Here is a 26,488-nt window from a genome sequence, read left to right as displayed (position 1 = left end):
GGAGCGGGTTCACCCGCGAACACCGGCGCAGCCGGTGCCATACACCGAGTTGGATTCTTCGCGGGTAAACCCGCTCCCACAGGGGCCTGCCCTATCAATGGTCATTCCCTGCGCTGATCCAGGTCTACCGCAGGCTGTTCCACGCTCTGCCGGCCGTCATCAGCCAAGTTGTCTTCCTCCTGCCAATCACCACCCTCTTCTTCGTTCATGAGCGGGTCGTCATCAGGGTCGGGTATGGTCGGGCGGTCGGGGTCAACGGCCGGGTCGGGTGAAGTGGGCATTTCCGGGTTCGTGCCGCCTTGTGCATTCGGGTTGGGGCTCATCGCTGCATACCTCGCAAGAAAGATGTGAACCGCATTCGTTTTGGCCAAATCCCGTCAGCGAGGCTGCGGGTGCTCGGCAGAAACCGAATTGTTTGCCTGCACGTCCTCCATCTCCTCCTCGATCGGGCCTTCGTCATCCGAAGGTAGCGGGACCTCTCCGTCACCGCTGCCGGGCTGGGATTCGGTTTGCTCGAGGCCGGGGTCATTCTGATCGTTTGCCATGGACGTTCTCCTGGGTTTGCGCGTTGATCGCGCATACAGATCGGACGGAAAACGGACACCAGCAGTGCCTTGGGCTCGACAGGTGGCGCAAAAGGCCGGGGTACCGATCATGACCCCATATAGAGCTAAACCATTATTCAGAGACGTTTCCTACAAGGTTTTGGGAAGCCCAAAGCCTCTCTGGAAAGCGATTCCCCGTTAGTGTTCAGGGGTCGACAAGGACCTGTCCAACACTAGGATCGCTCATGACCATCAGCCAACGTATTGCCCTCGCGATCGCCGAAGCCGGGCTGCCGCACGACCAGTGCATGTTCTGCGAGCGCCAGGGCCTGCCGATCCTGCCGCTGCGCCGCGCCCTGGTGCCCGATGCCCGCCCCGAGTGTGTCTCCACCGTGGCGGATAACCGGCATATCTCGACAAAGATCGGCTTGCGCACCTTGCGCAGGGGCTTCCTGTATGTGCTGCTCGACCAGCAGGTCTGGCATGCCTATGCCATCAGCGAGCAAGGTCATCTGCGCCGCTTCAACCCTTACGAGCCGCCAGATGGCCCGCCGTCGCCGCTGCCCGAAAAATGCGTGAACGCAGATCACGACATTCCTTCGGCCTTTCTCAACCTCGATACCGGCAGGTACACCAGCGCCTGGCTGGCCTTCTCCAGTGACGCCTGGCCGGTGAGCGTGCTGAACGCCTACAAGAGCGGCGCGTCGCCTGCGCATCGCTTCGAGGGCCTGGACCTGATCCAGGCCCGCAGCAATCCCGAACTGCTGGGCATCGCCATGACGCCCGATAAGCTTGGGGTCGACCAGCAGGTGTTCGAGTATGCCCAGCATGGCTGCGCCCCCTTCGACAGTGCGCACGGCTTCCACAGCCGCTGGTTGCGCCGGTTCGCCCTGCGCGGCTATCTGGTCAATGCGATCAACCGGCACCAGCTGGAAAACGGCGTGCTGGCGGTGGTGCTCGACGACACTGTCGGGCTGATTCAGGAGTACAACCATCAGCGCCTGAACTGGGTAGTGAAGCGTCAGGCCTGGCGTGAAGACCCGATGCGCGCCTATCAGCTGCAGACCTCGCAGATCCTGCAGATCATTCGCGCCACGCACAGGGAATGGGCGGCGCAGAAGGTGCCGTCGCTGGAACCGATGACGGGTGATGGGCCACCGGTGTTCACCGACCCGGCAGTCGAGCGGCAGCTGTTGGTCGAGCGTGCGCAGCAGGAGAGTGACGAGCGGCTTGAAGAGCGCTACCACGAACCGCAGCGGGCCGCGTTCCAGGCTGAATATGAGCAGCAGGAGCGTGAGTTTCAGCGTTACATCGACAAGGATGCCCAGGCGTACGTTGCCTTGTTCGATACGCCCATGTTCAAGGTGGCCGAGGCATACGACTACGACGGTAACGATCGTGAGTCCGGGGTGGCCTACGCCAAGACCATGGCCCTGTGCCTGGGCGGCGGGGTTACGGAAGCTGTCGTCCCCCGTCTTGAACCGCATGTTCCCGCTTCCGGCACCAGCGAACTGCTCTGGCTGAAATGGCTGCAGGACCCTGACAGCCCGCCCTACCGCGCCTTGCTGATACGCGACCAGGCACTGCTGGCCGGGCTGCTGCCCAGTTTCTCCGCCACAGAAGCGATCAACTGGAACGACAGCGACAAGCTTTACGGCATGCTGAGCAAGATCATCGCCAGCGATGACGCCGGCTTGCGCACGCGCAATACCCTCAAACAGGCCATTGCTGAAACGCAGGGTGCGCTCAATGCGGCCAGTCAGCGGCTGGCGCCATGTCTATCGCCAGGTATTCAGAAGGCCGTGCGGCATCTGAACAGCGCCACGCAGTTTCTCTACAACGGCGTCCATCTGATCGAGTTGGAAGTGAAGATGAAGCTGGGCGAGTACTACGCCTTGCAGAGCGCCCACTTGCGTGAGTTGCAGCACAAGGCCAATGCGTCGATCGCCGAGGCGCGGGACCGGATGCGCCGCAATATCGATGACTTCGAGTTTGGCTCGATGAAGGCCATGCGCAAGGTGCGGCCGATCATCCAGCACGGGCTGATGAGCCTGGCCGTGCTCGACCCGCGGTTCACCAATTCGATGATCAGCGTGACGGTGTGGGTCGAGGGCAAGGCCGAGGAAGTGCATGGGCGGTTGTTCAAGGAGGCCAGCATGGGGGTAACCCAGGCGAGCAGCGCGGCGCAGCTTGCCCTGGTGGATATCTCGGTGGCAGCGGGGACGCTGGAAGCCGATGCGCGCAAATTATTGCAGGGGATGAAGATCACGTCGCAGCAGGCGGCCCGATTGGTAAAAACCGGTTTTTCCGGGTTGCGCGGGATTGCTGGTAGCTGGGAAGTCCTGCTGGCGATTGGCGGGTTGTATCTGCAGCAGGACAGCCTGGGCAGGAATCAGGAAAAGGCGGAGACAGAGGTTGGGCCGAAGGCGCATGAGGCCAGGTTGGCGTTGCAAGGATCGCAGTTGGGCCTGTTGGGAGGGCAAATCGAACTGGTTGGGCTCATTTTGAGATCAAGCGCTGGTCTACTGAATTTGGCGCGGGCAAAGGGTGTTGCAGCCAGTGGGGGGGCCTTGATAAGGCTTGGTGCTTTGGTAAGTGTGGTTGCAGGGGTCTTTGATACGGCTCAAGCAATCAATGCCATGAGGCGCACCGCCGCTGCGGGTGATGATGTAGCGTACTACCAACATCTAACTTCAGCCTTTTTTTATGCGGCTGGAACTATCGCGTTCGGAGTCGCAGTACTCAACCCGTTATTTTTCGGCCCGCTGGGATTGGCGATAGCCCTCACGCTTGCTGCTTATCAACTAAGCAAACGGGCTGAGAAAAATGAATCAACTGATTTGGAACGCTGGGTAAGGCGGTGCTGCTTTGGAAAGGCAGACGAAAAGCCGAGCATTCATTGGAATTCCCCAGAACATGCGGATATCGCTTTTGCCGAACTCAATGCTGCCACGTTAGGGGTGCAGGCGAAGTTGCACTTTGAGTCGCACGTGGCAACTGATCCAGGTCTTCCGAAAATCGGTGGCTTGATTAGTGTCGAAATAATGAGGGAGCTAAAATTCTTGATCGCTTTGCCTATGTACGACGAGCGGTCTTCGGGATATCACTGGAAATTGATCGTGCATCGTCACGGTGATGGCCATCACCCTGATTACGTTGGCGGGGAAACTATTGCTTCGGGCAATTTCTTTGCAAACTCTGAAGAGCCTCTCTCACCGTCCTCTTCATTTTCCAGCTTTACATCGCCGCGAATACCCGACCACGACCGCAATTATTCAATCAGCGAGAAGCGAAAACCTTACCCTGCGGGGCTCAGTCAGTTAGAAATTTCTGGCTCGATATCGCTCATGGCAACTATAGGAAACCACACGATACTGGCAGCTACGCTGGTGGTGATGTACTGGCCGGATCGGAGCTTGCCAGGTGGGTATTGTGCCAGGGAGATTAACGAGTGAAGCGTGATGGTAAAGTTCTGTGGGAGCGCGCTTTAGGCTGGAGTCATGACCTTCCCAAGGTAGATGAAGTGCCAAAGTGGCGGGAAGTGTGGGCAAGTGTCAAACCGTCGCCCAACTACTTCGATGATGTTTATCTCGAGTTACCTCGGAGTAGCATTATCCTCCGAGGTGTCATATTTTTAGTTGGGATTCCGGGGTTGATTTTTATTCTGGGATTGACGCTTTGCCTCTACTGGAGTCTTTTGCATGACGGTTGGCAGCGCGATTGGCTAATAAACATATCAATAATTTTTCCTCCGGCAATACTATGGGCTTTGATTCCCTATGTCAGACTTGATCTGGTTACGCCTAGAGATGAGCCAATTCGCTTCAATCGACTCCGCCAAAAGATATACATTTATGAGTTTCGATATGACCGCATATTCATCTTCAGCCGCAAACGATGGGGCGTCAAACCGGTCGCCTACAACTGGGACGACGTAACCGCCGAAGTCTACCGAGTCTACGCCCCCGGTCACGGCGGCCTGATCGAGAACGTCATGCTGTCGATCCGCAACCCAGAAACCAACGAAGTCATCGACCGCGTGTTCTTCACTCACGACCTCTACCACGGCGAAGCCTACTGGGCCATCGCCCGGCTATTCATGCAGCAAGGCCCCAAAGCCCTGCCGGAGTTCGTGCACCCACCCCGTGACTGGAACGACGACGATGGCCTGAGCCACATGCATTGCCTGGCACCCAAGGTTCATTGGCCGGAGGATATTGACCGCGAATCCCGTACTGCCCCATCTGAATGAGAAGGCCGATGCCCCCGGGCCTAGAAGTATAGGCTGCCATAGGTTGCGGCAGCCTCACTGCTCCCGCAAGGCCCCTGCACAGCTAGGCCCTACGGCAAGCTGCTACACGCTCTGCCTAGATGCCAAGTGGGTACATTGAGATTTGTGCCAAGGAGATTAGCGAGTGAAGCGTGATGATAAAGTTTTGTGCGAGCGCGCTTTAGGCTGGAGCCATGACCTTCCCACGGTGCATGAAGTTCCAAAGTGGCGGGAAGTGTGGACGAGTGTCAAGCCGTCGCCAAACTATTTCGATGATGTATATCTCGAGTTACCGCGGAGCAGCACCATCCTTCGAGGTGTTATATTTTTGATTGGGGTTCCGGGTTTGCTATTTGCTTTAGGAGTTACGCTTTACTTATACTGGAGCCTTTTGCATGGCAGTTGGCCGCGCGACTGGCTTACAAACATATCAATAGCTCTTCTTCCGGTAGCATTATGGGCTTTGACTGCCTACGTCAGGCTTGATCTGGTTGCCCCTAGAGACGAGCCAATTCGCTTCAATCGACTACGCCAAAAAATATATATTTATGAGTTTCGATATGACCGTATCTTCATCTTCAGTCGCAAACGATGGGGCGTCAAGCCGGTCGCCTACAACTGGGAGGACGTAACCGCCGAAGTCTACCGAGTCTACGCCCCCGGCCACGGTGGCCTGATCGAAAACGTCATGCTGTCGGTCCGCAACCCGGAAACCAACGAAGTCATCGACCGTGTGTTCTTCACCTATGACCTCTACAAAGGCGAAGCCTACTGGGCCATCGCCCGACTATTCATGCAGCAAGGCCCCGAAGCCCTGCCGAAGTTCGTACACCCACCCCGTGACTGGAACGATGACGATGGCCTGAGCCACATGCATTGCCTGGCACCCAAGGTTCATTGGCCGGAGGACATTGACCGTGAATCCCGCACTGCCCCATCTGACTGAGAAGGCCGATGCTTTGAAGCAGTGGTTTTATACGGCCCGTGTCAGATGCCGAATCTATCTAAATATGGCGGCATGATCCGGAACTAAACTAACAAATGGCACTTGTTTGCGAGGATAGGATCATGGCCTATGTCGATTGGCGATTGCACGGCGCAGGGGTCGACCTTTGCAACTGCGATTATGGCTGCCCCTGCCAGTTCAACGCCTTGCCCACCCATGGCACTTGCGAAGCGGCAGTGGGCTATCACATCGAGGAGGGGTATTTCGACGAGGTATCGCTGGCCGGCTTGAATGTGGCCTGCACCTTCGCCTGGCCTGGGCCCATCCACGAGGGCGGTGGGCAATGCCAGGCCTTTATCGATGAACGCGCCAGTGATGCCCAGCGCCAGGCATTGCTGACCATTCTCAGCGGCCAGGAGCAGGAACCCACGGCCTTCTTCGCCATTTTCGCCAGCACGGTGCAGACCATGCACGCACCGCAGTTCGTGCCGGTTAAGGTGCACACCGACCGCGCCGCACTGACCGCCAGCATCCACGTGCCCGGGGTGCTGGATGGCCGGGCCGAGCCGATCCGCAACCCCGTGGACGGATCGGTGCACCGGGCCAGGCTGGTGCTGCCAGAGGGCTTCGAGTTCGGCGAGACGGACTGTGCCAGCGCCACCTTCAACTGCTCCGGGGCGGTGAAGCTGGACTATGCCGGGCGCAACGCCATGCTCTACGACCTGGATATGGGGCCAAATGGCATCATCCGCGGCTAGTCGCTGGCCAGCCCCGGGCGCGCTGCTGACCGGCGCGCTGGTGCTGATGATCAGCGCGCTGGGTTGGTGGTGGCACGTCGAGCAGGCAACGACCATGGCGGCGATGGGCGAGATGCAGATGCCAACCACCGCCTGGTGGTCGCGCCAGGGCGCGCTGACCCTGCTGATGTGGTTGGCGATGATGCAGGCGATGATGCTGCCGGCCGCCCTGCCGGTGTTCCTGCTTTACCGGCGCTGCCTGCTGCGCGACAGCGCCGGCCCATTCAAGCTGCTGCTGTTCTGCGCGGCCTATGCGCTGCTCTGGTGTGGCTTCGCCCTGCTGATGACCCTGCTGCAGGCCCTTGGCGAATGGCTTGGCTGGCTCGATCCAATGACCCTGCGCCTGCCACCGCTCATGGGTGCGCTACTGCTTCTGCTGGCCGGTGGCTACCAGATGAGCCAGGGCAAAGCCGCTTGCCTGGAGCATTGCCAGAGCCCGCTGTTCTTTCTTCAGCACCATGTACGCCCGGGCCTTGGCGGCGCCTGGAGGCTGGGGTTGCAGCATGGCCTGTACTGCATCGGTTGCTGCTGGGCGCTGATGCTGGTGCTGCTGGTGGTTGGCGCCATGAGCCTGTGGGGCATGGCCGCGCTGGCGATGCTGGTTCTGGCGGAGAAAGTGTTGCGGTTGGGCGCGGCCTGGCGCCGCTACAGTGGCGCCCTGCTTATCGCTGGTGGACTGCTGCTGGCGCTCTGGCCGCATATCTGACAACCCGCCCGGGCCTGCCCGGGCGGGGTGCAGCGGTACCACGCCGAAGCCCTTGGCGTCAGGCCAGCGCCTCGCGGCTGTGCTGGCCATCGACCAGGCGTTGCAGGCCCAGCGGGTTGGCGTTTTTCAGGGCGTCGGGCAGCAGCGCATCCGGGTAGTCCTGATAGCACACCGGCCGCAGGAAGCGGTCGATGGCCAAGGTGCCGACCGAGGTCCCACGGGCATCGGACGTGGCCGGGTATGGCCCGCCATGCACCATGGCATCGCACACTTCGACACCGGTCGGGTAACCATTGACCAGCAGGCGCCCGGCCTTGCGCTGCAGCAGCGGCACCAGCGCTGCGAAGCGCTGGAAGTCTTCCGGCTCGGCAATCAGGGTTGCGGTTAGTTGCCCATGCAGGGCTTGCACGGCGCGGCGCAGTTCGGCTTCGTCGGCTACTGCGAAGGCCACCGTGGCAGGCCCGAAGACCTCTTCCTGAAGCAGTGCGTCACCGTTCAGCAGCAAGCTCACATCGGCCTGGAACAGCTGTGCCTGGGCCTGGTCGCCAGCCTGGTCGGCGCCGGCCAGATGACGCACGCCCGGGTGCTGGTGCAGGCGTTGCACGCCCTGGGCATAGCTGCGCAATGTACCGGCATTGAGCATGGTCTGCCCGGGCTGGTCGGCCAGCTGCGCACCAAGGGCCGCCAGGAAGTTGCTGAACGCCTCGCCGGCAATACCGATGACCAGCCCGGGGTTGGTGCAGAACTGCCCGCAGCCCAGCACCACCGAACCGGCCAGCTCCCTGGCTACCTGCTCGCCCCTGGCCTGCAAGGCCTCAGGCAAGACCAGCACCGGGTTGATGCTGCTCATTTCGGCGAACACCGGAATCGGCTGCGGCCGCGCCGCCGCCAGCTCGCACAGCGCACGGCCGCCCTTGAGCGAACCGGTGAAGCCCACGGCCTGGATCGCCGGGTGGCGCACCAGCGCTTCGCCGACACCGGCACCGTAGATCATGTTGAACACGCCCGCGGGCATGCCGGTGGCCACCACTGCCCGCTCGATGGCCTCGGCCACCCGTTCGGCAGTGGCCATGTGGCCGCTGTGCGCCTTCACCACCACCGGGCAACCGGCGGCCAGCGCCGCGGCGGTATCACCCCCAGCGGTGGAGAAGGCCAGCGGGAAGTTGCTGGCGCCGAACACGGCTACCGGGCCGACGCCGGTGCGGTACTGGCGCAGGTCGGGGCGCGGCAGCGGTTGACGCTGGGGTTGGGCACGGTCGATGCGAGCCCCCAGGTAGTCGCCACGACGAAGCACCGAGGCGAACAGGCGCATCTGGTTGCTGGTGCGCGCGCGTTCGCCCTGGATGCGCCCGGCCGGCAGTGCGGTTTCGCGGCACACGGTGGCGACAAAGGTGTCGTCCAGCGCATCCAGCTGGTCGGCAATGGCATCAAGGAACTGCGCACGGCGCTGCGGCGCCAGGGCGTTGTATTCGGCGAAGGCCGCTTCGGCAGCCTGGGCGGCGGCGTCCACTTCCTCCGGGGTGGCTTGGGCAAAGGCCTGCGGCAAGGCTTCGCCGGTGCGCGCGTCGAGGCTTTGCAGGCGCACGCTGCCGGCAGCGCTGCGCTGGCCGCCAATGAAGTTGCTTCCGGTCATGGTTGGCTCCTGTAATGAGGAAAGAAGATTCAAAGGTTCATGTCAGCCATGGAGTGCACATGCCCCGCCATGTCAGCAGGGCCCCTGTGGGAGCGGCTTCAGCCGCGAACACCGGCGTAGCCGGTGCCATGCACCGCGCCAGGCCCTTCGCGGCTAAAGCCGCTCCCACAGGTACGCGGGCGAACCCGACACACTGCTCGCCTGACGGCTCAAAGGCTTTTCACCACCCCGGGGCGAACCTGCCCGGGCGCGGCGGCAATGCCGTTGCGCAGCGGCTGGCCGAACGCGTCGAGGCTGACTTCGAAGGTGTCGCCCGGGCGCGCCTGGATGCCGTCGGCGAACGACAGCGTGGCGGTGCCGAAGTAATGCACGTGGATATCGCCGGGGCGCAGGAACTGGGTGTACTTGAAGTGGTGGAATTCCAGGTTCTCGAAGCTGTGGCACATGTTCTGCTCGCCCGACAGGAACGGCTTGCGCCACAGCTCCTGGCCGTCGCGCAGGATGCGGCTGGTGCCTTCCAGGTGGGCCGGCAGCGCACCCAGGCGCAGCTCTGGGCCGAAGCTGCAGGCGCGCAGCTTGGAATGGGCCAGGTACAGGTAGTTGCGCCGCTCCATCACATGGTCGGAAAACTCGTTGCCCAACGCATAGCCAAGGCGGTAAGGCGTGCCGTCGGCACCGATCAGGTACAGCCCGACCAGCTCTGGCTCCTCGCCGGCATCCTCGGCGAACGCCGGCAGCGGCAGGTCGGCGCCAGGGCGCACAACGATGCCACCGTCGCCCTTGTAGAACCACTCCGGCTGCGCGCCCTCCTCGCCTGCCGGGGGCCGACCGCCATCGAGGCCCCACTGGAACATGCGCATGCTGTCGGTCACCGCGCCTTCGGCCTGCTGCTGATGCATCTTGTCGCGGGTTGCGGCGCTGCCCAGGTGGGTCAGCCCGGTGCCGGTGACCAGGCAGTGCGCCGGGTCCGGGTGGTCCAGTGGTGGCAACACGCGGCCTTCGGCCAGCAGGGCCAGGTAGTTGTGGCGCTCGCCCAGGCCGGCAGCCTGCACTTCAGCGGCCAGGTCACGGCCGGCGGCAATGGCTTGCAGGGCCAGCTCGCGGGTGCTGCCAGCGCCCTGCACCTGCAGGGCGTAATCGCCTTCCACCACGCCCACGCAGCGCTCGCCGGTGGCGGTTTCAAATTGGATCAATCGCATGTTTGTGCTCGCTTCTCGGTTGCGAAAATTAGCGGGAGGCTTCGGCTGCCCGCGTGGAAGCCAGGCGCTGGCGGCGCTCCAGGCGGTTGTAGACAACCCCGGTGAGCAACAGCCCGAACAGCATCACCACGGCCAGGAAATACAGCCCCGACGAAAGTTGCCCGGTGTGTTCCTTGAGCGCGCCGATACCGAACGGGCCCAGGTAGCCGCCGAGGTTGCCGATCGAGTTGATCAAGGCGATGCCGGCTGCGGCGCTGGCCCCGGAGAAGAACCGGCCCGGCAAGGTCCAGAAGATGGCGGTGCAGGAGAACAACGCGAATGCCACCAGGCACAGCGCTGCCAGCTGCATGACCGGCACGCTAAGCCAGGCACTGAAGAACAGGCCGATCGCACCCAAGGCATACAGCAGGCCAAGATGGCCATAGCGGTCGTTCAGGCGGTCGGAGCTGCGCGGCACGATCAGCAGGCCGATGATGCCGAACAGGTAAGGCACGGCCGAAACGAAACCGGTGACCAGGTCACTGCCGCCAAACTGGTGGATCAGCGTCGGCAGCCAAAGGCCCAGGCCGTAAATGCTCAGGGTCACCGGCAGGTAGAACAGCGCCAGCAACAGCACCCGGCTGTCCTTCAGGGCATGCAACGGATTGCCATGGCGGGTCTGGCCGAACTCGCGCAGGTCATTGGCCAGCTGTTCCTGCAGCCAGCTGCGCTGTTCGTCGCTGAGCCAGCGCACCTTGGCCGGGCTGTCTGGCAGCAGGCGCAGGGTCGGCCAGGCCAGCAGCACCGCGGGGGTACCGATGCAGATGAACAGCCATTGCCAGCCATGCAGGCCGTAGATGCCATCGAGCCCCAGCAGCGCGCCCGAGAGCGGCCCGGTGATCAGCATCGCCAGCGGCTGGGAGAGGATGAAGAAGCCGAGGATCTTGCCGCGATGGCGCACCGGGTACCACTGGGTGATGTAGTACAGCACGCCCGGGAAGAAGCCCGCCTCGGCCGCCCCCAGCAGAAAGCGCATCACGTAGAAACCGTTAGGCCCGGTAACGAACGCCATGCCGACGGTGATTGCGCCCCAGGTGACCAGGATGCGGGCGAACCAGCGGCGCGCGCCAAAGCGGTCGAGCAACAGGTTGCTCGGCACCTCGAACAGGAAGTAACCAATGAAGAAGAGCCCGGCACCAAGGCCGTAGGCCGCGTCACCCAGGCCGATGTCGGCGCCCATGTGCAGCTTGGCGAAGCCCACCGCGGAACGGTCGACATAGGCCACCAGGTAAAGCAGTACCAGAAAAGGGATGAGTTTCAGTGTGATCAGGCGGACGAGCCGCTGCTCCTGAATCATGGCGATGTCTCCAATTGTTCTTGTAATGGGTACAGCACCTGGCCGGGGACTTTTTGGCAGACCTCTGACCTGGGTGAATGATCTTATAGTATTACTAATTGAGCCAACAAGCCTTCACAGAGACCATTTTTATCAGTACAGTCGATCACACAACGACAAATAGTAATACTAATTAGGTGTTCCCATGTCTGATAGCAAACGCCCACTGCGCTCCGCCCAATGGTTCGGCACCGCCGACAAGAACGGTTTCATGTACCGCAGCTGGATGAAGAACCAGGGTATTCCGGACCACGAATTCCAGGGCAAGCCGATCATCGGCATCTGCAACACCTGGTCGGAGCTGACCCCGTGCAACGCGCACTTCCGCAAGATTGCCGAACACGTCAAAAAGGGCGTGCTGGAGGCTGGCGGCTTCCCGGTGGAGTTCCCGGTGTTCTCCAGCGGCGAGTCCAACCTGCGCCCCACCGCCATGCTCACCCGCAACCTGGCGAGCATGGATGTGGAGGAAGCCATCCGCGGCAACCCGGTGGACGCCGTGGTGCTGCTGACCGGCTGCGACAAGACCACCCCGGCGCTGCTGATGGGCGCGGCGAGCTGTGACGTGCCGGCGATCGTGGTTACCGGCGGGCCGATGCTGAACGGCAAGCACAAAGGCAAGGACATTGGTGCCGGCACCATCGTCTGGCAGATGCACGAGGCCTACAAGGCCGGCCAGATCGACCTCAATGAGTTCCTCTCGGCCGAGGCCGGCATGTCGCGCTCGGCAGGTACCTGCAACACCATGGGCACCGCCTCGACCATGGCCTGCATGGCCGAAGCGCTGGGCACCTCGCTGCCGCACAACGCCGCCATTCCGGCGGTGGATGCACGCCGTTACGTGCTGGCCCACCTGTCGGGCATGCGCATTGTCGACATGGTGCGCGAAGACCTGCGCCTGTCGAAAATCCTCACCCGCGAAGCCTTCGAGAACGCCATCCGCGTCAACGCCGCCATCGGTGGCTCGACCAACGCGGTGATTCACCTGAAGGCCATTGCCGGGCGCATCGGCGTGGACCTGCAGCTGGAAGACTGGACCCGCATCGGCCGCGGTACGCCAACCCTGGTCGACCTGCAGCCTTCGGGCCGTTTCCTGATGGAAGAGTTCTACTACGCCGGCGGCCTGCCTGCGGTCATCCGCCGCCTGGGCGAACACGGCCTGCTGCCCAACCCTGCCGCGCTGACGGCCAACGGCAAGAGCCTGTGGGACAACTGCCAGGCCGCACCGCTGTATGACGAAGAGGTGATCCGCCCGATCGACAAGCCGCTGGTGGCCGATGGCGGCATCTGCATCCTGCGCGGCAACCTGGCGCCCAAGGGCGCCGTGCTCAAGCCCTCGGCCGCCACCCCGGCGCTGATGCAGCATCGTGGCCGCGCCGTGGTGTTCGAGAACTTCGACGACTACAAGGCACGCATCAACGACCCCGAGCTGGATGTGGATGCCAGTTCCGTGCTGGTGATGAAGCACTGCGGGCCCAAGGGCTACCCGGGCATGGCCGAGGTCGGCAACATGGGCCTGCCGGCCAAGCTGCTGGCCCAGGGCGTGACCGACATGGTGCGTATTTCCGATGCCCGCATGAGCGGCACCGCCTACGGCACCGTGGTGCTGCACGTGGCGCCGGAAGCGGCAGCTGGCGGGCCGTTGGCTGCCGTGCGCGAAGGCGACTGGATCGAACTGGATTGCAAGGAAGGCCGCCTGCACCTGGACATTTCCGACGAGGAACTGGCCGGCCGCCTGGCTGACCTGCAAGCCCCGCCGCAGTTGATCAGCGGTGGTTACGCCAGGCTGTACCTGGACCACGTCATGCAGGCCGATGAGGGTTGTGACTTCGACTTCCTGGTTGGTTGCCGAGGGGCGGCGGTGCCCAAGCACTCGCACTAAGGCCTGATGTCATTGGGGCATGCCCGCCCCCGCAGGTACTGCGCTGGCTTCGAGTTGACGCTACACCTGTGGGAGCGGCTTCAGCCGCGAACACCGGCGTAGCCGGTGCCATCCACCGCGTCGCCTGCTTCGCGGGTGAACCCGCTCCCACAGGGACGGCGCAGGCTTCAGGCTCACGCGGTACCTGTGGGAGCGGCCGTGGCCGCGAACACCGGCGCAGCCGGTGCCATCCACTGCGTCGCCTGCTTCGCGGGTGAACCCGCTCCCACAGGGACGGCGCAGGCTTCAGGCTCACGCGGTACCTGTGGGAGCGGCCGTGGCCGCGAACACCGGCAAAGCCGGTGCCATCCACCGCGTCGCCTGCTTCGCGGGTGAACTGAACTGGCCTAATGATCCCGGACACCTCTTAAGGGCGATATGATTCGCCCAATCAGGAGGTTCCATGCAAGAACGAAAGACCTACACCCGCGAGTTCAAGCAACGTGCTGCCAGCATGGTCCTTGATGACCACTGCTCGATTCCCGACGTCTGCGCCTCAATGGACGTCGGCCCTACAGCCCTGCGCCGCTGGGTTGATCAGGTGCGTAAAGAGCGACACAAGGGCCAGCCAGTAGCCGGTACCAAAGCGATCAGCGACGAACAGCGCGAGCTCCAGCAGCTGCGAGCCAAGATCAAGCGCCTGGAGACCGAGGCTGAAATCTTAAAAAAGGCTACGGCTCTCTTGATGTCGGATCCCGATCGTTTTTCCTGATTGAGGAACTGAGAGAGTCAGGCTCGTATCCGACCAGCCTTCTTTGCAGTGCGCTGAGCGTATCCCGTAGCGCGTTTTATGACTGGCTTCGCCGTCGTTCAACACCGAATACCAAGCGTGACGAACTCAGAGAGAAAGTAGTTCAGCTGCACGTCGAAAGCAGGGGAAGCGCGGGCGCGAGAATGATCTCTGAGTACCTGAAGGCCCAGCAGCTCAAGGTGGGACGGTATCTGGCCGGAAAACTCATGGAGGAGGCAAATCTGGAAAGCAAGCAGCGTCGTCCTCATCGGAATCGCTCCAAAGGTGTTGAAGCGTTTGTGGCCAAGAACCTGCTCGAACGCAACTTTGAGCCAACAGCAATTAACCAGGTCTGGTGCGGTGACGTGACCAGTTTGATGGTCGGGAAGCGCTGGTATCACCTGGCAGTAGTGATTGACTTGTTTGCGCGTCGGATCGTTGGCTGGGCGTTTTCCCTGATCAACGACGCCAACTTGGTTAGCAAGGCACTGAGGATGGCAGTAGGGGTTAGGGGCAAGCATACAGGCTTGATGTTTCACTCGGATCAAGGCTGCCAATACACCAGCCAGCGCTTCCAGTCCGAGCTGCTTGAGCATGGCATAACGCAGAGCATGAGTCGCAGGGGACAATGCTGGGACAACGCACCAACAGAGCGTTTCTTTGGAACGCTCAAGTCAGAATGGGTGCCGCCCAAGGGCTACAAGGAAATTGAAGAAGCCAAGCAGGACATGACCAGCTTCTTCATGCGATACAACCGAATCAGGCTCCACAGCTACAACGACTACCTGTCACCAATAGCTATGGAGCAGCAGGCGGCTTGATCACCGTAACCGGTGTCCGGAAATACTTGACCAGAACAAACCCGCTCCCACAGGGACGGCGCAGGCTTCAGGCTCACGCGGTACCTGTGGGAGCGGCCGTGGCCGCGAACACCGGCAAAGCCGGTGCCATCCTCCGCGTCGCCTGCTTCGCGGGTGAACCCGCTCCCACAGGGACGGCGCAGGCTTCAGGCTCACGCGGTACCTGTGGGAGCGGCCGTGGCCGCGAACACCGGCAAAGCCGGTGCCATCCTCCGCGTCGCCTGCTTCGCGGGTGAACCCGCTCCCACAGGGACGGCGCAGGCTTCAGGCTCACGCGGTACCTGTAGGAGCGGCTTCAGCCTCGAACACCGGCGTAGCCGGTGCCAACCACCGCGTCGCCTGCTTCGCGGGTGAACCCGCTCCCACAGGGACGGCGCAGGCTTCAGGCTCACGCGGTACCTGTAGGAGCGGCTTTAGCCGCGAACACCGGCGCAGCCGGTGCCATGCACCGCGTCGACGCGCTAATGCTATGATGCTGCCCCCGCCCGAAGGATCCGCCCCGCCCCACATGAACTACCGCCAACCCACCACGCGCAAGAGCATGCACGCCACCCTGGTCCAGGACCTTGGCGTACAGATCGTATCCGGCCAACTCGCACCCGGGCAGAAGCTGCCTTCCGAGGCCAGCCTGTGCGAAGCCTACGCGATCAGCCGGCCGGTGTTCCGCGAGGCGATGCGCGCCCTTACCGCCAAGGGCCTGATCGAGGCCCGCCCGCGGGTGGGTACCCTGGTTCGGCCGCGCCATGACTGGCACATGCTCGACCCGGACGTGCTGCACTGGCTGATGCAGGCCACGCCACAGCAGGAATTCTTCAACATGCTGAGCAGCGTACGCTGGGTCATCGAACCCGCCGCCGCCGCACTGGCCGCCACCAACGCCAGCGCCGACGACGTCGATTCGATCGCCGAGGCCTACCAGCGCATGGAAGCCGCCCGCAACCATGAAGAGCGCCTGCAGCCGGACCTGGACTTCCACGCCCGCATCGCCGACGCCACCCACAATGACCTGCTGGCCTACCTGTGCAACATGCTGTCGATGGCGCTGCGCGAGTCGGTGCGCTACTCCAACCAGCGGGCGAATTTCGACGAACTCGCCCTGCCCCGGCACAAGGCGATTCTGACCGCTATCCAGAACGGTGACGCGCTGGGCGCGCGGCATGCGTCACTGGTACAGCTTGAAGATGCCCGCGTCGCCCTGGCCAAGGTACTGGGGCAAGACCCAACGAGCTGAGGTATCGACCGGGCCTACCTCAGCCACCGGGCCCGCCGATCAGAACACCGACCAGCCGATCCGCGAACTGAGCAGTTCGAGCGCCGCCATCCCGGCCAGCGAGTTACCCGCCGCATTCAACTCCGGTGACCACACGCACACAGTGAATTGCCCCGGCACGATGGCCACAATCCCGCCCCCCACGCCACTCTTGCCCGGCAACCCTACCCGATAGGCGAAATTCCCTGCTTCGTCATACAACCCGCTGGTGGCCATGATCGAGTTCACCTGCTGGGTCTGGCGCCGGGTCAGAATCTGCTCACCACTGTGCTTGCAGAACCCATCGTTGGCCAGGAAACAGAACGCCCGAGCCAGATCAAGGCAGTTCATTTGCAGCGCGCAGTAACTGAAATAGCTGCGCAGTACCGTTTCCACCTCGTTATGGAAGTTGCCGAACGACTGCATCAGGTAAGCCATGGCCGCGTTACGCGCACGGAACTGATACTCCGAGTCGGCAACGCGGGCGTCGATCGCGATATGGGGATTGCCCGATAGCCGCCGCACGAAATCGCGCATCGACAACGTGGGTGCAGCGAAGCGCGACTGGTTGATATCGCAGATCACCAACGCACCCGCATTGATAAAGGGGTTGCGCGGCCGACCGCGTTCGAACTCCAGCTGCACCAGCGAGTTGAACGGCTGGCCGGAAGGCTCATGGCCAAGCCGCTGCCAAATGGCTTCCCCCGAGTGCCCAATCGCCTGCACCAGGCTGAACACCTTGGAAATACTCTGCACCGAGAACGGCACCAGCGCGTCGCCTGCACAGTAATAGCTGCCATCGTTGCCATAGACCGCGATGCCCAGCTGGTTCGCCGGCACATCGGCCAGCGCGGGAATGTAGTCAGCCACTTTGCCCTTGCCGATCAAGGGACGTACTTCTTCGAGAATCTCGTTCAACAGCGTTTGCATGGAAGGCCCTGTATCAGTCCCCAGACGACGGCTAAGGGGTAGCATCCTTGACGAAGATCGAGCGAAAGAAATCACACTCCCGGCAAGAAATTGTCGGCCGACCGTGCATCACGCCATGGCCTATGCTGTGCTTGTTTCGACGGTATACAGACCGCGCACCCGCCAGGTACCCAAGCCAACCAAGGAACGGAGGACCCACAATGCCAGCTTGCCCCTTGCCCGCTGACGAAGCGCTGCGCCAGCGCACGCTCGACGACATGAACCTGGTCGACACGCCAGCCGAGCATTACCTCGATACCCTGGTGCGGCTCACCCAGGACCTGGCCCATGTGGACACTGTGCTGATCAGCCTGATCGACCAGGACCGGCAGTGGTTCAAGGCCCGCATAGGCCTTGAGGCAAGCGAGACGACGCGCAGTGTTTCGTTCTGCGGCTACGCCATTCTCGGCGAGGACACCCTGACGGTGCCCGACGCCCTGTGCGACGAACGATTCGTCGACAACCCGCTCGTGCTGAACGAGCCCTACATCCGCTTTTACGCCGGCCACCCCTTGCGCGCCGGCAACGGTAAAGCCATCGGTACGCTGTGCATGTTCGACCCGCGCCCGCGCGTGCTCAGCGAGGCTCAGCAAGCAAACTTCAGGGACCTGGCCACGCTCGCCGAGGGGTATCTGCAGCTGCGTACCTTGGCCCAGGTGAACCGCGATCTGCGGCTTGAAATGGATCGCGAGCAGCGCAAAGCCCTGCTCGACCCTTTGACACAACTGTGGAACCGCGGCGCGCTGTCGGCGTTTGAAGCGCATGAACGGCGATTGGCCGAGGTGAACGGCTTACAGCTGGGTGCGGTTTATGCCGACCTGGACCACTTCAAGTCCATCAACGACAAGTACGGCCATGGCGGCGGTGACAAGGTGCTGTGCGAAACGGCCCGTCGCCTGCGCGCCGCACTGCGCCCCGATGACCTGGTGGTGCGCCATGGAGGTGAGGAGTTTGTTGCAATTTTGCAGGTGAAGGACAGCGAAGAGCTGACCCGGATTGCTGAGCGGATTCGCGAACAGGTGGGTGCCAGCCCGATGCAGTTGCCCTGTGGTCAATTGAACGTAACCCTGAGCATCGGGTGCACCCTGTTTGCCACAGGAGAAACGCTGGATGACGCGCTGGAGCGCGCTGACAAAGGGCTTTATGACGCCAAACAGAATGGACGAAACCGGGTTGTCTACATAGCGCCACCTCTCTGAGACGAGCACGATCCGGGCCGTGCGGCATCTCTTCTCGCCTCTCAGCCCGGCTATTCATTGCCCCAGACCCCGCCCCGCTCGACACTCCCGTTCCGCCAAGGCTGGATTATCTGAATGCCCCACCACAGCGCTCAAACCCCGCGCGCCCCCCCCTGTGGGAGCGGGCGTGAACTGGCCTAATGATCCCGGACACCTCTTAAGGGCGATATGATTCGCCCAATCAGGAGGTTCCATGCAAGAACGAAAGACCTACACCCGCGAGTTCAAGCAACGTGCTGCCAGCATGGTCCTTGATGACCACTGCTCGATTCCCGACGTCTGCGCCTCAATGGACGTCGGCCCTACAGCCCTGCGCCGCTGGGTTGATCAGGTGCGTAAAGAGCGACACAAGGGCCAGCCAGTAGCCGGTACCAAAGCGATCAGCGACGAACAGCGCGAGCTCCAGCAGCTGCGAGCCAAGATCAAGCGCCTGGAGACCGAGGCTGAAATCTTAAAAAAGGCTACGGCTCTCTTGATGTCGGATCCCGATCGTTTTTCCTGATTGAGGAACTGAGAGAGTCAGGCTCGTATCCGACCAGCCTTCTTTGCAGTGCGCTGAGCGTATCCCGTAGCGCGTTTTATGACTGGCTTCGCCGTCGTTCAACACCGAATACCAAGCGTGACGAACTCAGAGAGAAAGTAGTTCAGCTGCACGTCGAAAGCAGGGGAAGCGCGGGCGCGAGAATGATCTCTGAGTACCTGAAGGCCCAGCAGCTCAAGGTGGGACGGTATCTGGCCGGAAAACTCATGGAGGAGGCAAATCTGGAAAGCAAGCAGCGTCGTCCTCATCGGAATCGCTCCAAAGGTGTTGAAGCGTTTGTGGCCAAGAACCTGCTCGAACGCAACTTTGAGCCAACAGCAATTAACCAGGTCTGGTGCGGTGACGTGACCAGTTTGATGGTCGGGAAGCGCTGGTATCACCTGGCAGTAGTGATTGACTTGTTTGCGCGTCGGATCGTTGGCTGGGCGTTTTCCCTGATCAACGACGCCAACTTGGTTAGCAAGGCACTGAGGATGGCAGTAGGGGTTAGGGGCAAGCATACAGGCTTGATGTTTCACTCGGATCAAGGCTGCCAATACACCAGCCAGCGCTTCCAGTCCGAGCTGCTTGAGCATGGCATAACGCAGAGCATGAGTCGCAGGGGACAATGCTGGGACAACGCACCAACAGAGCGTTTCTTTGGAACGCTCAAGTCAGAATGGGTGCCGCCCAAGGGCTACAAGGAAATTGAAGAAGCCAAGCAGGACATGACCAGCTTCTTCATGCGATACAACCGAATCAGGCTCCACAGCTACAACGACTACCTGTCACCAATAGCTATGGAGCAGCAGGCGGCTTGATCACCGTAACCGGTGTCCGGAAATACTTGACCAGAACAGCGCGCCCGCGAACACGGGCGCAGCCCGTGCCATCCACGATAAACCCGCTAAAAAACCTGCAAGCCACTCATCAATAAGCAGAACCGCACACAAAAGGTCTCCACGAACAAATCCGCCCTCAAAACTGCCCACATCTCCCTGACCTAGCAGTTCCCCCCTGTGGGAGCGGCTTCAGCCGCGAACACCGGCGCAGCCGGTGCCATGCCCACGCCAGATTCTTCCCCGCCCAAAACCAATACTCAGGGCCATGAGACCACAGCTACCCGCCTCCAAAACCCAAGGCCTGGCACCTTGCCCAAAGTCACCTACCAAATCGATCAGCCATATGCAGTTCCAGGACAACTGGCTAACGCCCAAAACAACCTGCCAATCGCCCCAAGCCCCGTCACTGCATCCATACCCCGCCAGCCCCGATCTCATCCATGAAATCCGCAAGAAACACTTCAAGCCGAGCATGGCGCTCAGCAGCCAGCCGAGACCCTTCAGCAGTTTTAAACCCTGACGCAAGCTTGAGCAGCTTGGTATGAAAGTGCTCGACCGCATACGCCTTGTCCTGATACTCCCTCCCCCACGCCGCGGGGTTCTCGAAATCGTACAGCGCCGACCCCATTCGCCCGGAAACGTAAAAACACCGGGCGATACCCACTGCACCTATGGCGTCCAGGCGATCGCTGTCCTGAAGAATCCTGGCCTCAAGGGTGAGCGGCTCGAAGCCAGCCGAGTAGCTGTGGGTTTTGACTGCATGCGCCACCTGTTCGATGCGCTGCAAGGGCCAGCCCATATCAGCGAGGATTGACGCCGCCCTTTGTGCGGACAGCGTTGACGCCTGCCCACGCAAGGGCGAGTTCTTTTCTACTGCGACACAATCATGCAGCACAGTCGCTGCAAGCAGCACTTCCAGGTCGCCGCCTTCTACGCGCTGTATCCGTTGCGCGTTGACCCATACGCGATGGATGTGGGAAAGGTCGTGGGAGCCATCTGGCTGGTCAGCCGGTAGATACTTCAGCAGGTCAGCGGCAAAGCGCTGGAAAGGGGTAAAAGCTTCGATAGTCATCTTCGGTGCATTCTATGGGCTGTGACTTGGCGTCCGTTGTCAGGGGCTGGCCCGTGACCTGCCTTGGTCCAGATGCGAGCGGGTCAGTTTCAGGGCTTGAGTGGCGAAAGTCCATGCTGGGCCGTTTGTTGGCATCGCGACATAACTGGATACAGGGATTCGTGAGTGGAAAGCTTTTTGAGAGCCACGGGACTGTTAACAGAGCAGCCGGCGTTGCATGCTGTGAAGGTGAACGGGCAAAAAAAGTCAGATTTAACCCCTTCCTTGTAGGCCATTTCCCAAAGATACTCCCCAACCGTGTTTTTCGTTGCGGTCGTTTTTTCAGCGTTCTAGTCTCGGTCCGTCGTTGCATATCAACGACCGGCTTTGACAGGCCGCGACGATACACAGTGCATACCCGTTTATGGCGGTTGTGCATGGGGCACGCTCGCGTGCGCCGGTTTCTGTGTTCGCCGGTCTGTCAACCCATGCACAGCTGCCACCTTTCCGTTTGACAGCGGGCTGGCGGTGGCCCCAACGAGAACACAGTACGATGCTAAAAATAGTTCCTGATCCACCCCACACTCTCCAATCCCTCGAAGACACCCTGATCCAGGCCACGGATTACGCGCTGTGCGCGGCGACCGTTGTGCATCAGGCTATGTTGCTGCAGCCCAAATCGCCTGCGTCGATTCTGATGATGGCCTCGATGCATGAACTGGAGACGCTGCGAGCTTTGCTTGAGTCCGCACTGGTCCAGGTACAGATGCCCACTGAGCCTAGGACTTTGCACTAAGGCTTCATTTATGTGTCGCCTGGGCTGCCCCTATCGCCAGCAAGCAAGGCTCCCACATGGATCTAAGCTGCCCCACAAATCTCGAGGCCTATGCAGTATTTGTGGGAGCTGGCTTGCCGGCGATGAGGCCAGACCAGGCACTAGAGATTTCGGGGAGATTGAACAATGACCACAGAAGAAACCAAATTCACCGTCGGCAAAACCACCTTCTACCAAGGTGAAAACCAGACCCATCCGCTGTTCCGCATCGAAGCAGGCATCCCCTGCCAGAGTGCCCGCGAACAAACCACCAACAGGGTTTAGCACCTGCGTCCGAATTGAATATCCACGCGCAACCGATGAGGAAATACCAGATGAGCTTCGTTAAGTACCTTTGTATCGACGATCAGCCCCAACAGTTCATCCAGAGTTCTGAGTTACAGCTTTGTCGAAGTATCGCATATAAGCTTGGAGGGAGGATATGTTGCTTTTGAGATTTCTTCAAGAACTCCCGCAGATAAGGCTGTCAGTACGTGTCGGGTTTCGTGTGTGAATTCACCTATTGTTAACCCAAGGCTCGCTAGCCCGGATTTCTCATGAGGCCGGCAGGCGTGGCCGGTGAAGCCTCGGTGTATCAACAACCTGCCTTCCACCGCTAAAAATTGATCGTTTTTTATTCAATTCCCGCGTATGGGGCGCACTGCCCCCTTTCCCCCATTGAGCCGGGCCGGGGGCGCCCGCCTGTTCAGGTCGGCTTGAGGCGGGCAACCAGCCCCGCAAAGAGTTCCTGATGCGGATAGGCCTCGCTGATCAGCACGCGGATGCGCCGGCTGTTGCGAATGATCACCGCACCGATCTTGAGCAGTTTCAAGCGCAGGTTATGGATGCTCATGCGCGCCAATGCGGTGCCCTGGAGATGATCGCGTAGCCGTTCGAACAGCACATAGGCAAAGGCCGACAGCATCAGCCGCCACTGGTTGGTCCACCAGCGTGGGCTGGAGGTGCGGTCGGCGAACAGATCCAACTGTTGGTCCTTGATCCGATTCTCCATGTCGCCACGGCCGCAGTAGTCTTCGTAGTACTGCTGGGCAGCATCCTCGGCAAAGCGGGACACGACGATGAAGCGTGGATTGGCACCCTGCTCGCCATGTTCCAGGCGCGACACGACCAGGCGGCGCCTACGCCAACTACCGGCCTGATAGAGGAAGCGATACACGCCGGACATCTTCTGCCCGGTTTCTTGGTAGGCCTCGGCGACAGCTTGCATGGCCGGCGCCGCCATCCGCTGCAGGCGGGTGTTGCGGGCCAGACCCACCACATAATCCACCTGCTTGCGGTCACACCAGTCGAGCATGCGATGTCGGCAAAAACCGCCGTCACCGCGGAACACGATGCGGGTCTCTGGCCAGAAGCGGCGAATGAACTTGACCAGCAGTGCCAGGATGGCCCAACTGTGTCGGGCGCCATCGATGTTGCTCGGGCGCAAATAGCTCACCAGCAGATGGCGACCACAGAACACATAGAGCGGCAGGAAGCAGTAATGGTCGTAATAGCCATGGAAGAAGCGCCCTTCCTGATCACCATGCACCGGCACATCGGTCGCATCGAAGTCGAGCACGATCTCAGCCGGCGCCTGGTCATGCTGGGCGATGAAGTGCTACGCGAAGCATGCCAATTTCTTTGAGAAGAGACTCAGAAACGTTACCTAGTTGAAGTCGATAAAAGGTTCCAGGGCCGATGAGTTGTCATTCCATGTCCTCAGCGCTTGGGAGATATCAGTAACTCGTATAGCATGATGGAATCGCATATCTCCCGCAGTATGCGAAAGACGACGGCATGCACCAACTAGAGGGCAAATTTGTCTCTAGCGCTTTGGTAGCTTTAGCACAGGGTTATAAATTTCTTCGAGGTCTTTCAAAAAAAGGGAATACAAAAATTTCGGGCGCAGTCGAAATACTTAACTTGCTTCCAAATGAAAGAGACCTATTGGACCCCCGGCTTGTTAATTCATTCTTCTCTGTTTCCCCGGTAACAGCGGCAAGCATCGTAGTATCTCTTATCTCAAACAACGGCACGCTTATCGACGAAGACGTTTTAGCTGCAAAACTAGGCGCCGATATAACGGCATCTGGTGAAAGCTGGGACGAATTAAAAGTCATAATTAAAGACACTTACTATACCGGACTATTCCATAATGGATGGGACCGCTGGTGGTCTCACAGGGTAGAGGCTATCGCTTTTGAGAAGCTTAAGCTAAAGACTTCACTTCGCCGACTCGATGCCGCTGAACGTATAACAGAGTTGAATAACGCCTTCAACTTAAGCCTGGTCCCGGCCAGTCCAATCGAACCTGGCTACAGCACCAACTATACGACAAAATGTTTTGCTACCAACAAACCTCTTGACAGCAGCGACGGCTTTAAGATAGCCAGCAATACACAAGACCCATGGTTTGATAGCCGCTATATATCTACTCACGCATTATTGGCACGAATTAATAAAGACACCTGGCATCTAGACCCTTTAGAACTGGAGCGCTACAAAGGACTTAAGGAAAAGCTCAAAAATGAAGAAGAAAATTAATAGCGCCTCATTTCGCAGAGACCTGTCTTCTGAGCTGAGATCTTTCGCCACTATTCTCAACAGGAATCTATCCATTGTTTTCAATGACATTGGTGCATTGACGCAAGCAGCCAGCATGTGCGCAGGAAACATGCCATATGGAAAAGATTCGTGGGGATATAGCGTTGATAACTTAGTGCTTCGTATAAAGACCCCAAGGAAGACTATTCCAGCTACGGTCGGTGACTTCCTAAAAGTCAAGGTCGACTTTAAGATTAGTGGACTGTGCTCTACAATCTTATCGGAACTTATAAGTGAGTTAGAGCTAAACATAATAATTTCCACAGAAGACAATAAGCTTATAGCTAGCTGGCATTTTGATCGACATATTTTCAAAGATGGGGACGGTGAGCCCGAGGATGCCCATCCTTTATATCATTTCCAGTTCGGGGGTAGAAACCTCAATATCTTGCAAGGAAATCATGGGGGAATTTTGATCTTACCATCCCCTAGAATCGGTCACCCCCCGATGGATATTATTCTCGCCTTGGACTTCGTGCTATCTAACTTTGCTGGTGGATACTGGAAAGCGCTTCGTAACGAACGAGATTATGGAAATAAGATTCGAGACTCCCAACAACGCTATTTACGACCTTACATAGAAGGCCTTAACTCTTGGTTCACTTCACCCGGAAGTAGGGACTTTTCGACGGAGCTTTGGCCCCACTTTATATAAACTTTGGCTTGCCGAGATCGCTGATTACTCTATGAACTCGGCTACCCTAATGTTTAGGTCTCAAATCTGCGGCCCCGCCGCATTATTTATTTGGGTTCTACCTCGCATTCGGTAATGCATTGACTAGAGATACTCTTACGCCATTTCCCGAAAAGTCAGATAGTTACGCCATGGATCATGTATGTAAGTAATTGTGACGATCGAAGCCTCATGCCGGCCTAGGATTAATTTGTCGAGCTGAATTTAAAATTTATTCTCAACTGATTAGTCCCGCCGTCCATTTAACAACTTGCGCCAAAGTCGCCGTTAATAGAGCCGATCCAACAGTTGGGGCATGCAAGGCTTGGGTTTCCGCTTCATCGAGCGCAGCGGGATTAAGGGTTTCATTCGATATTGTCGCAGTAGCGGCGTAGCGCTTCGACGTCGTAGCCCTTGTCGGTAAGCAACCATTTGCAGCGCTTACGTAGCCGGCTACGCTGGCTTGATAGTGCTGAAGTCCTTCAGAAATGGTTGGACCTAGCTGATGCCACAGGCTCGAGCAAGAGGAAAAAGCGCAACAGCGTCCCATTGGCATCGCAGATGCATGTTGGTTGTCAGGTCCGCCGCGACTGCGGCCTAGAACGTGATCGGCAGGCTCCTCTCCGAACGCCAGATTAGGTTCGGGTAGCGCGGATAGCAGTTGGGTTGAAAACAAAAAGCCCAGTCGTAACCGACTGGGCTTTTTGTTTAAAAAATGGTCGGGACGGAGTGATTCGAACACTCGACCCCTTGCACCCCATGCAAGTGCGCTACCGGGCTGCGCTACGCCCCGACTGGGCTTTGAAGCATGTTCTCAATGCTACCGAGAACGTTGAAGAATGTACCCTAACCTCCTGATAAATGAAAGCTTTTTCTCAAAAAATTTTCACTCACCAAAAAACCCAGGTCACTTCTTCAACACCACCAACACATCCTCCAACTCGACAATCATCTGCCGAATCAGCTGCTTGTACTGGCTCGACTCATCCTTGGCCTCATCACTGGAGAGCCTCAACCGAGCCCCGCCAATGGTGAACCCCTGGTCATAAAGCAGCGCACGAATCTGGCGAATCATCAGCACATCCTGCCGCTGATAATACCGCCGGTTCCCCCGCCGCTTCACGGGATTGAGCTGATCGAACTCCTGCTCCCAATACCGCAGCACGTGCGGTTTTACCGCACAAAGCTCACTCACTTCACCAATGGTGAAGTACCTTTTGCCCGGTATGGGGGGCAGTTCGTCGTTATGGCTTGGTTCCAGCATAGGCCTCAACCCGGGCCTTCAACTTCTGCCCTGGACGAAAGGTGACGACGCGCCGTGCAGTGATCGGGATTTCTTCCCCTGTCTTGGGGTTGCGGCCCGGCCGCTGGCGTTTGTCGCGAAGGTCGAAGTTGCCGAAACCGGACAGCTTGACCTGCTCGTTCTCTTCAAGTGCGTGCCGAATTTCTTCAAAAAACAGCTCGACCAGCTCCTTGGCCTCACGCTTGTTAAGCCCCAGCTCCTCGTACAGCCTTTCGGCCATCTCAGCTTTCGTCAGAGCACCCATGC

Annotated in this window: 25 protein-coding genes, 1 tRNA gene and 1 pseudogene; 16 read left to right on the top strand and 11 right to left on the bottom strand. The window is 59.7% G+C overall.

The features are described from left to right. Positions 1-101 precede the first annotated feature (101 nt). Together KDB76_RS11020 and KDB76_RS11015 are read right to left on the bottom strand one after the other, a co-directional pair. Positions 102-281, bottom strand: coding sequence for a hypothetical protein (locus tag KDB76_RS11020; protein ID WP_169775263.1), 180 nt, complete (start codon positions 279-281; stop codon positions 102-104). A 96-nt stretch (positions 282-377) separates the two neighbouring features. Beyond that, the gene (locus tag KDB76_RS11015) at positions 378-545 is read right to left on the bottom strand and encodes a hypothetical protein (protein ID WP_023660823.1); all 168 of its coding nucleotides are present in this window, start codon (positions 543-545) and stop codon (positions 378-380) included. A 245-nt stretch (positions 546-790) separates the two neighbouring features. On the opposite strand from KDB76_RS11015, the gene KDB76_RS11010 reads away from it, so the two are divergent. From KDB76_RS11010 to KDB76_RS10990, 5 genes are all read left to right on the top strand, one after another. After that, positions 791-4,000 carry a T6SS effector BTH_I2691 family protein gene (locus KDB76_RS11010; RefSeq protein WP_212632269.1) on the top strand — a complete coding sequence of 1,070 codons (3,210 nt, stop codon included), beginning with the start codon at positions 791-793 and terminating at the stop codon, positions 3,998-4,000. Further along, entirely contained in the window at positions 3,997-4,797 is an 801-nt protein-coding gene (locus tag KDB76_RS29745) for a DUF6708 domain-containing protein (protein ID WP_023660822.1), read from the top strand. The genes KDB76_RS11010 and KDB76_RS29745 overlap by 4 nt, the downstream gene beginning before the upstream one ends. A gap of 163 nt (positions 4,798-4,960) precedes the next feature. Further along, complete coding sequence (locus KDB76_RS29740) at positions 4,961-5,761, top strand: DUF6708 domain-containing protein (protein ID WP_235208035.1); 801 nt, start codon at positions 4,961-4,963, stop codon at positions 5,759-5,761. 122 nt (positions 5,762-5,883) lie between these two features. Further along, entirely contained in the window at positions 5,884-6,519 is a 636-nt protein-coding gene (locus KDB76_RS10995; RefSeq protein WP_038409270.1) for a DUF1326 domain-containing protein, read from the top strand. Next, positions 6,500-7,264, top strand: coding sequence for a DUF2182 domain-containing protein (locus KDB76_RS10990; RefSeq protein WP_038409269.1), 765 nt, complete (start codon positions 6,500-6,502; stop codon positions 7,262-7,264). The genes KDB76_RS10995 and KDB76_RS10990 overlap by 20 nt, the downstream gene beginning before the upstream one ends. Positions 7,265-7,322: 58 nt before the next feature. On the opposite strand, the gene KDB76_RS10985 is transcribed toward KDB76_RS10990, so the two are convergent. The 3 genes from KDB76_RS10985 to KDB76_RS10975 form a co-directional block, all read right to left on the bottom strand. After that, complete coding sequence (locus tag KDB76_RS10985; protein WP_038409267.1) at positions 7,323-8,897, bottom strand: aldehyde dehydrogenase (NADP(+)); 1,575 nt, start codon at positions 8,895-8,897, stop codon at positions 7,323-7,325. A 209-nt stretch (positions 8,898-9,106) separates the two neighbouring features. Beyond that, a complete protein-coding gene (gene araD1, locus KDB76_RS10980; RefSeq protein WP_038409265.1) occupies positions 9,107-10,096 on the bottom strand; it encodes an AraD1 family protein in 990 nt (329 codons plus the stop codon). 28 nt (positions 10,097-10,124) lie between these two features. Further along, positions 10,125-11,432 carry an MFS transporter gene (locus KDB76_RS10975; RefSeq protein WP_024086748.1) on the bottom strand — a complete coding sequence of 436 codons (1,308 nt, stop codon included), beginning with the start codon at positions 11,430-11,432 and terminating at the stop codon, positions 10,125-10,127. A gap of 184 nt (positions 11,433-11,616) precedes the next feature. Between KDB76_RS10975 and KDB76_RS10970 the strand changes: the two genes are divergently transcribed. The 4 genes from KDB76_RS10970 (at position 11,617) to KDB76_RS10960 (ending at position 16,210) form a co-directional block, all read left to right on the top strand. After that, on the top strand, positions 11,617-13,350 hold the full coding sequence (locus KDB76_RS10970) for an IlvD/Edd family dehydratase (RefSeq protein WP_013972013.1): 1,734 nt from the start codon (positions 11,617-11,619) through the stop codon (positions 13,348-13,350). Between the two features lie 442 nt (positions 13,351-13,792). Beyond that, positions 13,793-14,101, top strand: a complete 309-nt coding sequence (locus KDB76_RS29735; protein WP_024086157.1) for a transposase — start codon at positions 13,793-13,795, stop codon at positions 14,099-14,101. Then, positions 14,098-14,940 carry an IS3 family transposase gene (locus KDB76_RS10965; protein ID WP_024086385.1) on the top strand — a complete coding sequence of 281 codons (843 nt, stop codon included), beginning with the start codon at positions 14,098-14,100 and terminating at the stop codon, positions 14,938-14,940. The genes KDB76_RS29735 and KDB76_RS10965 overlap by 4 nt, the downstream gene beginning before the upstream one ends. Before the next feature lie 547 nt (positions 14,941-15,487). Beyond that, complete coding sequence (locus KDB76_RS10960) at positions 15,488-16,210, top strand: FadR/GntR family transcriptional regulator (RefSeq protein WP_024086746.1); 723 nt, start codon at positions 15,488-15,490, stop codon at positions 16,208-16,210. A 39-nt stretch (positions 16,211-16,249) separates the two neighbouring features. On the opposite strand, the gene glsB is transcribed toward KDB76_RS10960, so the two are convergent. Continuing rightward, on the bottom strand, positions 16,250-17,158 hold the full coding sequence (gene glsB / locus KDB76_RS10955; protein WP_015269909.1) for a glutaminase B: 909 nt from the start codon (positions 17,156-17,158) through the stop codon (positions 16,250-16,252). A 200-nt stretch (positions 17,159-17,358) separates the two neighbouring features. Between glsB and KDB76_RS10950 the strand changes: the two genes are divergently transcribed. The 3 genes from KDB76_RS10950 to KDB76_RS10945 all read left to right on the top strand — a co-directional run bounded on the left by KDB76_RS10950 (position 17,359) and on the right by KDB76_RS10945 (position 19,776). Further along, positions 17,359-18,396 carry a sensor domain-containing diguanylate cyclase gene (locus tag KDB76_RS10950; protein WP_038409263.1) on the top strand — a complete coding sequence of 346 codons (1,038 nt, stop codon included), beginning with the start codon at positions 17,359-17,361 and terminating at the stop codon, positions 18,394-18,396. Positions 18,397-18,628: 232 nt separating this feature from the next. After that, on the top strand, positions 18,629-18,937 hold the full coding sequence (locus tag KDB76_RS29730; RefSeq protein WP_024086157.1) for a transposase: 309 nt from the start codon (positions 18,629-18,631) through the stop codon (positions 18,935-18,937). Beyond that, positions 18,934-19,776: an IS3 family transposase gene (locus KDB76_RS10945; protein WP_024086385.1), complete on the top strand. Its 843-nt coding sequence runs from the start codon at positions 18,934-18,936 to the stop codon at positions 19,774-19,776. The genes KDB76_RS29730 and KDB76_RS10945 overlap by 4 nt, the downstream gene beginning before the upstream one ends. 424 nt (positions 19,777-20,200) lie before the next feature. Here KDB76_RS10945 and KDB76_RS10940 read toward each other — a convergent pair whose 3' ends face one another. After that, positions 20,201-20,869 (bottom strand): HD domain-containing protein, encoded by a 669-nt coding sequence (locus KDB76_RS10940; RefSeq protein WP_212632268.1) that lies wholly within the window; start codon positions 20,867-20,869, stop codon positions 20,201-20,203. A gap of 532 nt (positions 20,870-21,401) precedes the next feature. Between KDB76_RS10940 and KDB76_RS10935 the strand changes: the two genes are divergently transcribed. After that, positions 21,402-21,644, top strand: coding sequence for a hypothetical protein (locus tag KDB76_RS10935; protein WP_063915107.1), 243 nt, complete (start codon positions 21,402-21,404; stop codon positions 21,642-21,644). Positions 21,645-21,809: 165 nt separating this feature from the next. Next, complete coding sequence (locus tag KDB76_RS10930) at positions 21,810-21,947, top strand: hypothetical protein (RefSeq protein WP_349254017.1); 138 nt, start codon at positions 21,810-21,812, stop codon at positions 21,945-21,947. A 421-nt stretch (positions 21,948-22,368) separates the two neighbouring features. Here KDB76_RS10930 and KDB76_RS10925 read toward each other — a convergent pair. After that, a pseudogene (locus KDB76_RS10925) lies at positions 22,369-23,280 on the bottom strand (IS1380-like element ISPa33 family transposase); the annotation flags it as partial. 179 nt (positions 23,281-23,459) lie between these two features. On the opposite strand from KDB76_RS10925, the gene KDB76_RS10920 reads away from it, so the two are divergent. Together KDB76_RS10920 and KDB76_RS10915 are read left to right on the top strand one after the other, a co-directional pair. Further along, positions 23,460-24,206, top strand: coding sequence for a hypothetical protein (locus tag KDB76_RS10920; protein ID WP_212632267.1), 747 nt, complete (start codon positions 23,460-23,462; stop codon positions 24,204-24,206). Then, positions 24,190-24,921: a hypothetical protein gene (locus KDB76_RS10915; protein ID WP_212632266.1), complete on the top strand. Its 732-nt coding sequence runs from the start codon at positions 24,190-24,192 to the stop codon at positions 24,919-24,921. Before KDB76_RS10920 ends, KDB76_RS10915 begins: the two co-directional genes overlap by 17 nt. Before the next feature lie 734 nt (positions 24,922-25,655). Here the strand turns inward: KDB76_RS10915 and KDB76_RS10910 are convergent. The 3 genes from KDB76_RS10910 to ihfA form a co-directional block, all read right to left on the bottom strand. Then, positions 25,656-25,732 (bottom strand) — tRNA-Pro (locus KDB76_RS10910). Positions 25,733-25,846: 114 nt separating this feature from the next. Beyond that, complete coding sequence (locus KDB76_RS10905; RefSeq protein ID WP_003250681.1) at positions 25,847-26,203, bottom strand: MerR family transcriptional regulator; 357 nt, start codon at positions 26,201-26,203, stop codon at positions 25,847-25,849. After that, on the bottom strand, positions 26,184-26,486 hold the full coding sequence (gene ihfA, locus KDB76_RS10900; protein WP_003250679.1) for an integration host factor subunit alpha: 303 nt from the start codon (positions 26,484-26,486) through the stop codon (positions 26,184-26,186). Before ihfA ends, KDB76_RS10905 begins: the two co-directional genes overlap by 20 nt. Between the last annotated feature and the right edge of the window lie 2 nt (positions 26,487-26,488).

Origin of the sequence: Pseudomonas sp. JS425, from assembly GCF_018223845.1 — a bacterium.
In the GTDB taxonomy this organism is placed as follows: domain Bacteria; phylum Pseudomonadota; class Gammaproteobacteria; order Pseudomonadales; family Pseudomonadaceae; genus Aquipseudomonas; species Aquipseudomonas asiatica.
The sequence above is the reverse complement of the archived record's forward strand: the minus strand, read 5'-3'. Positions and strand labels throughout refer to the sequence as shown.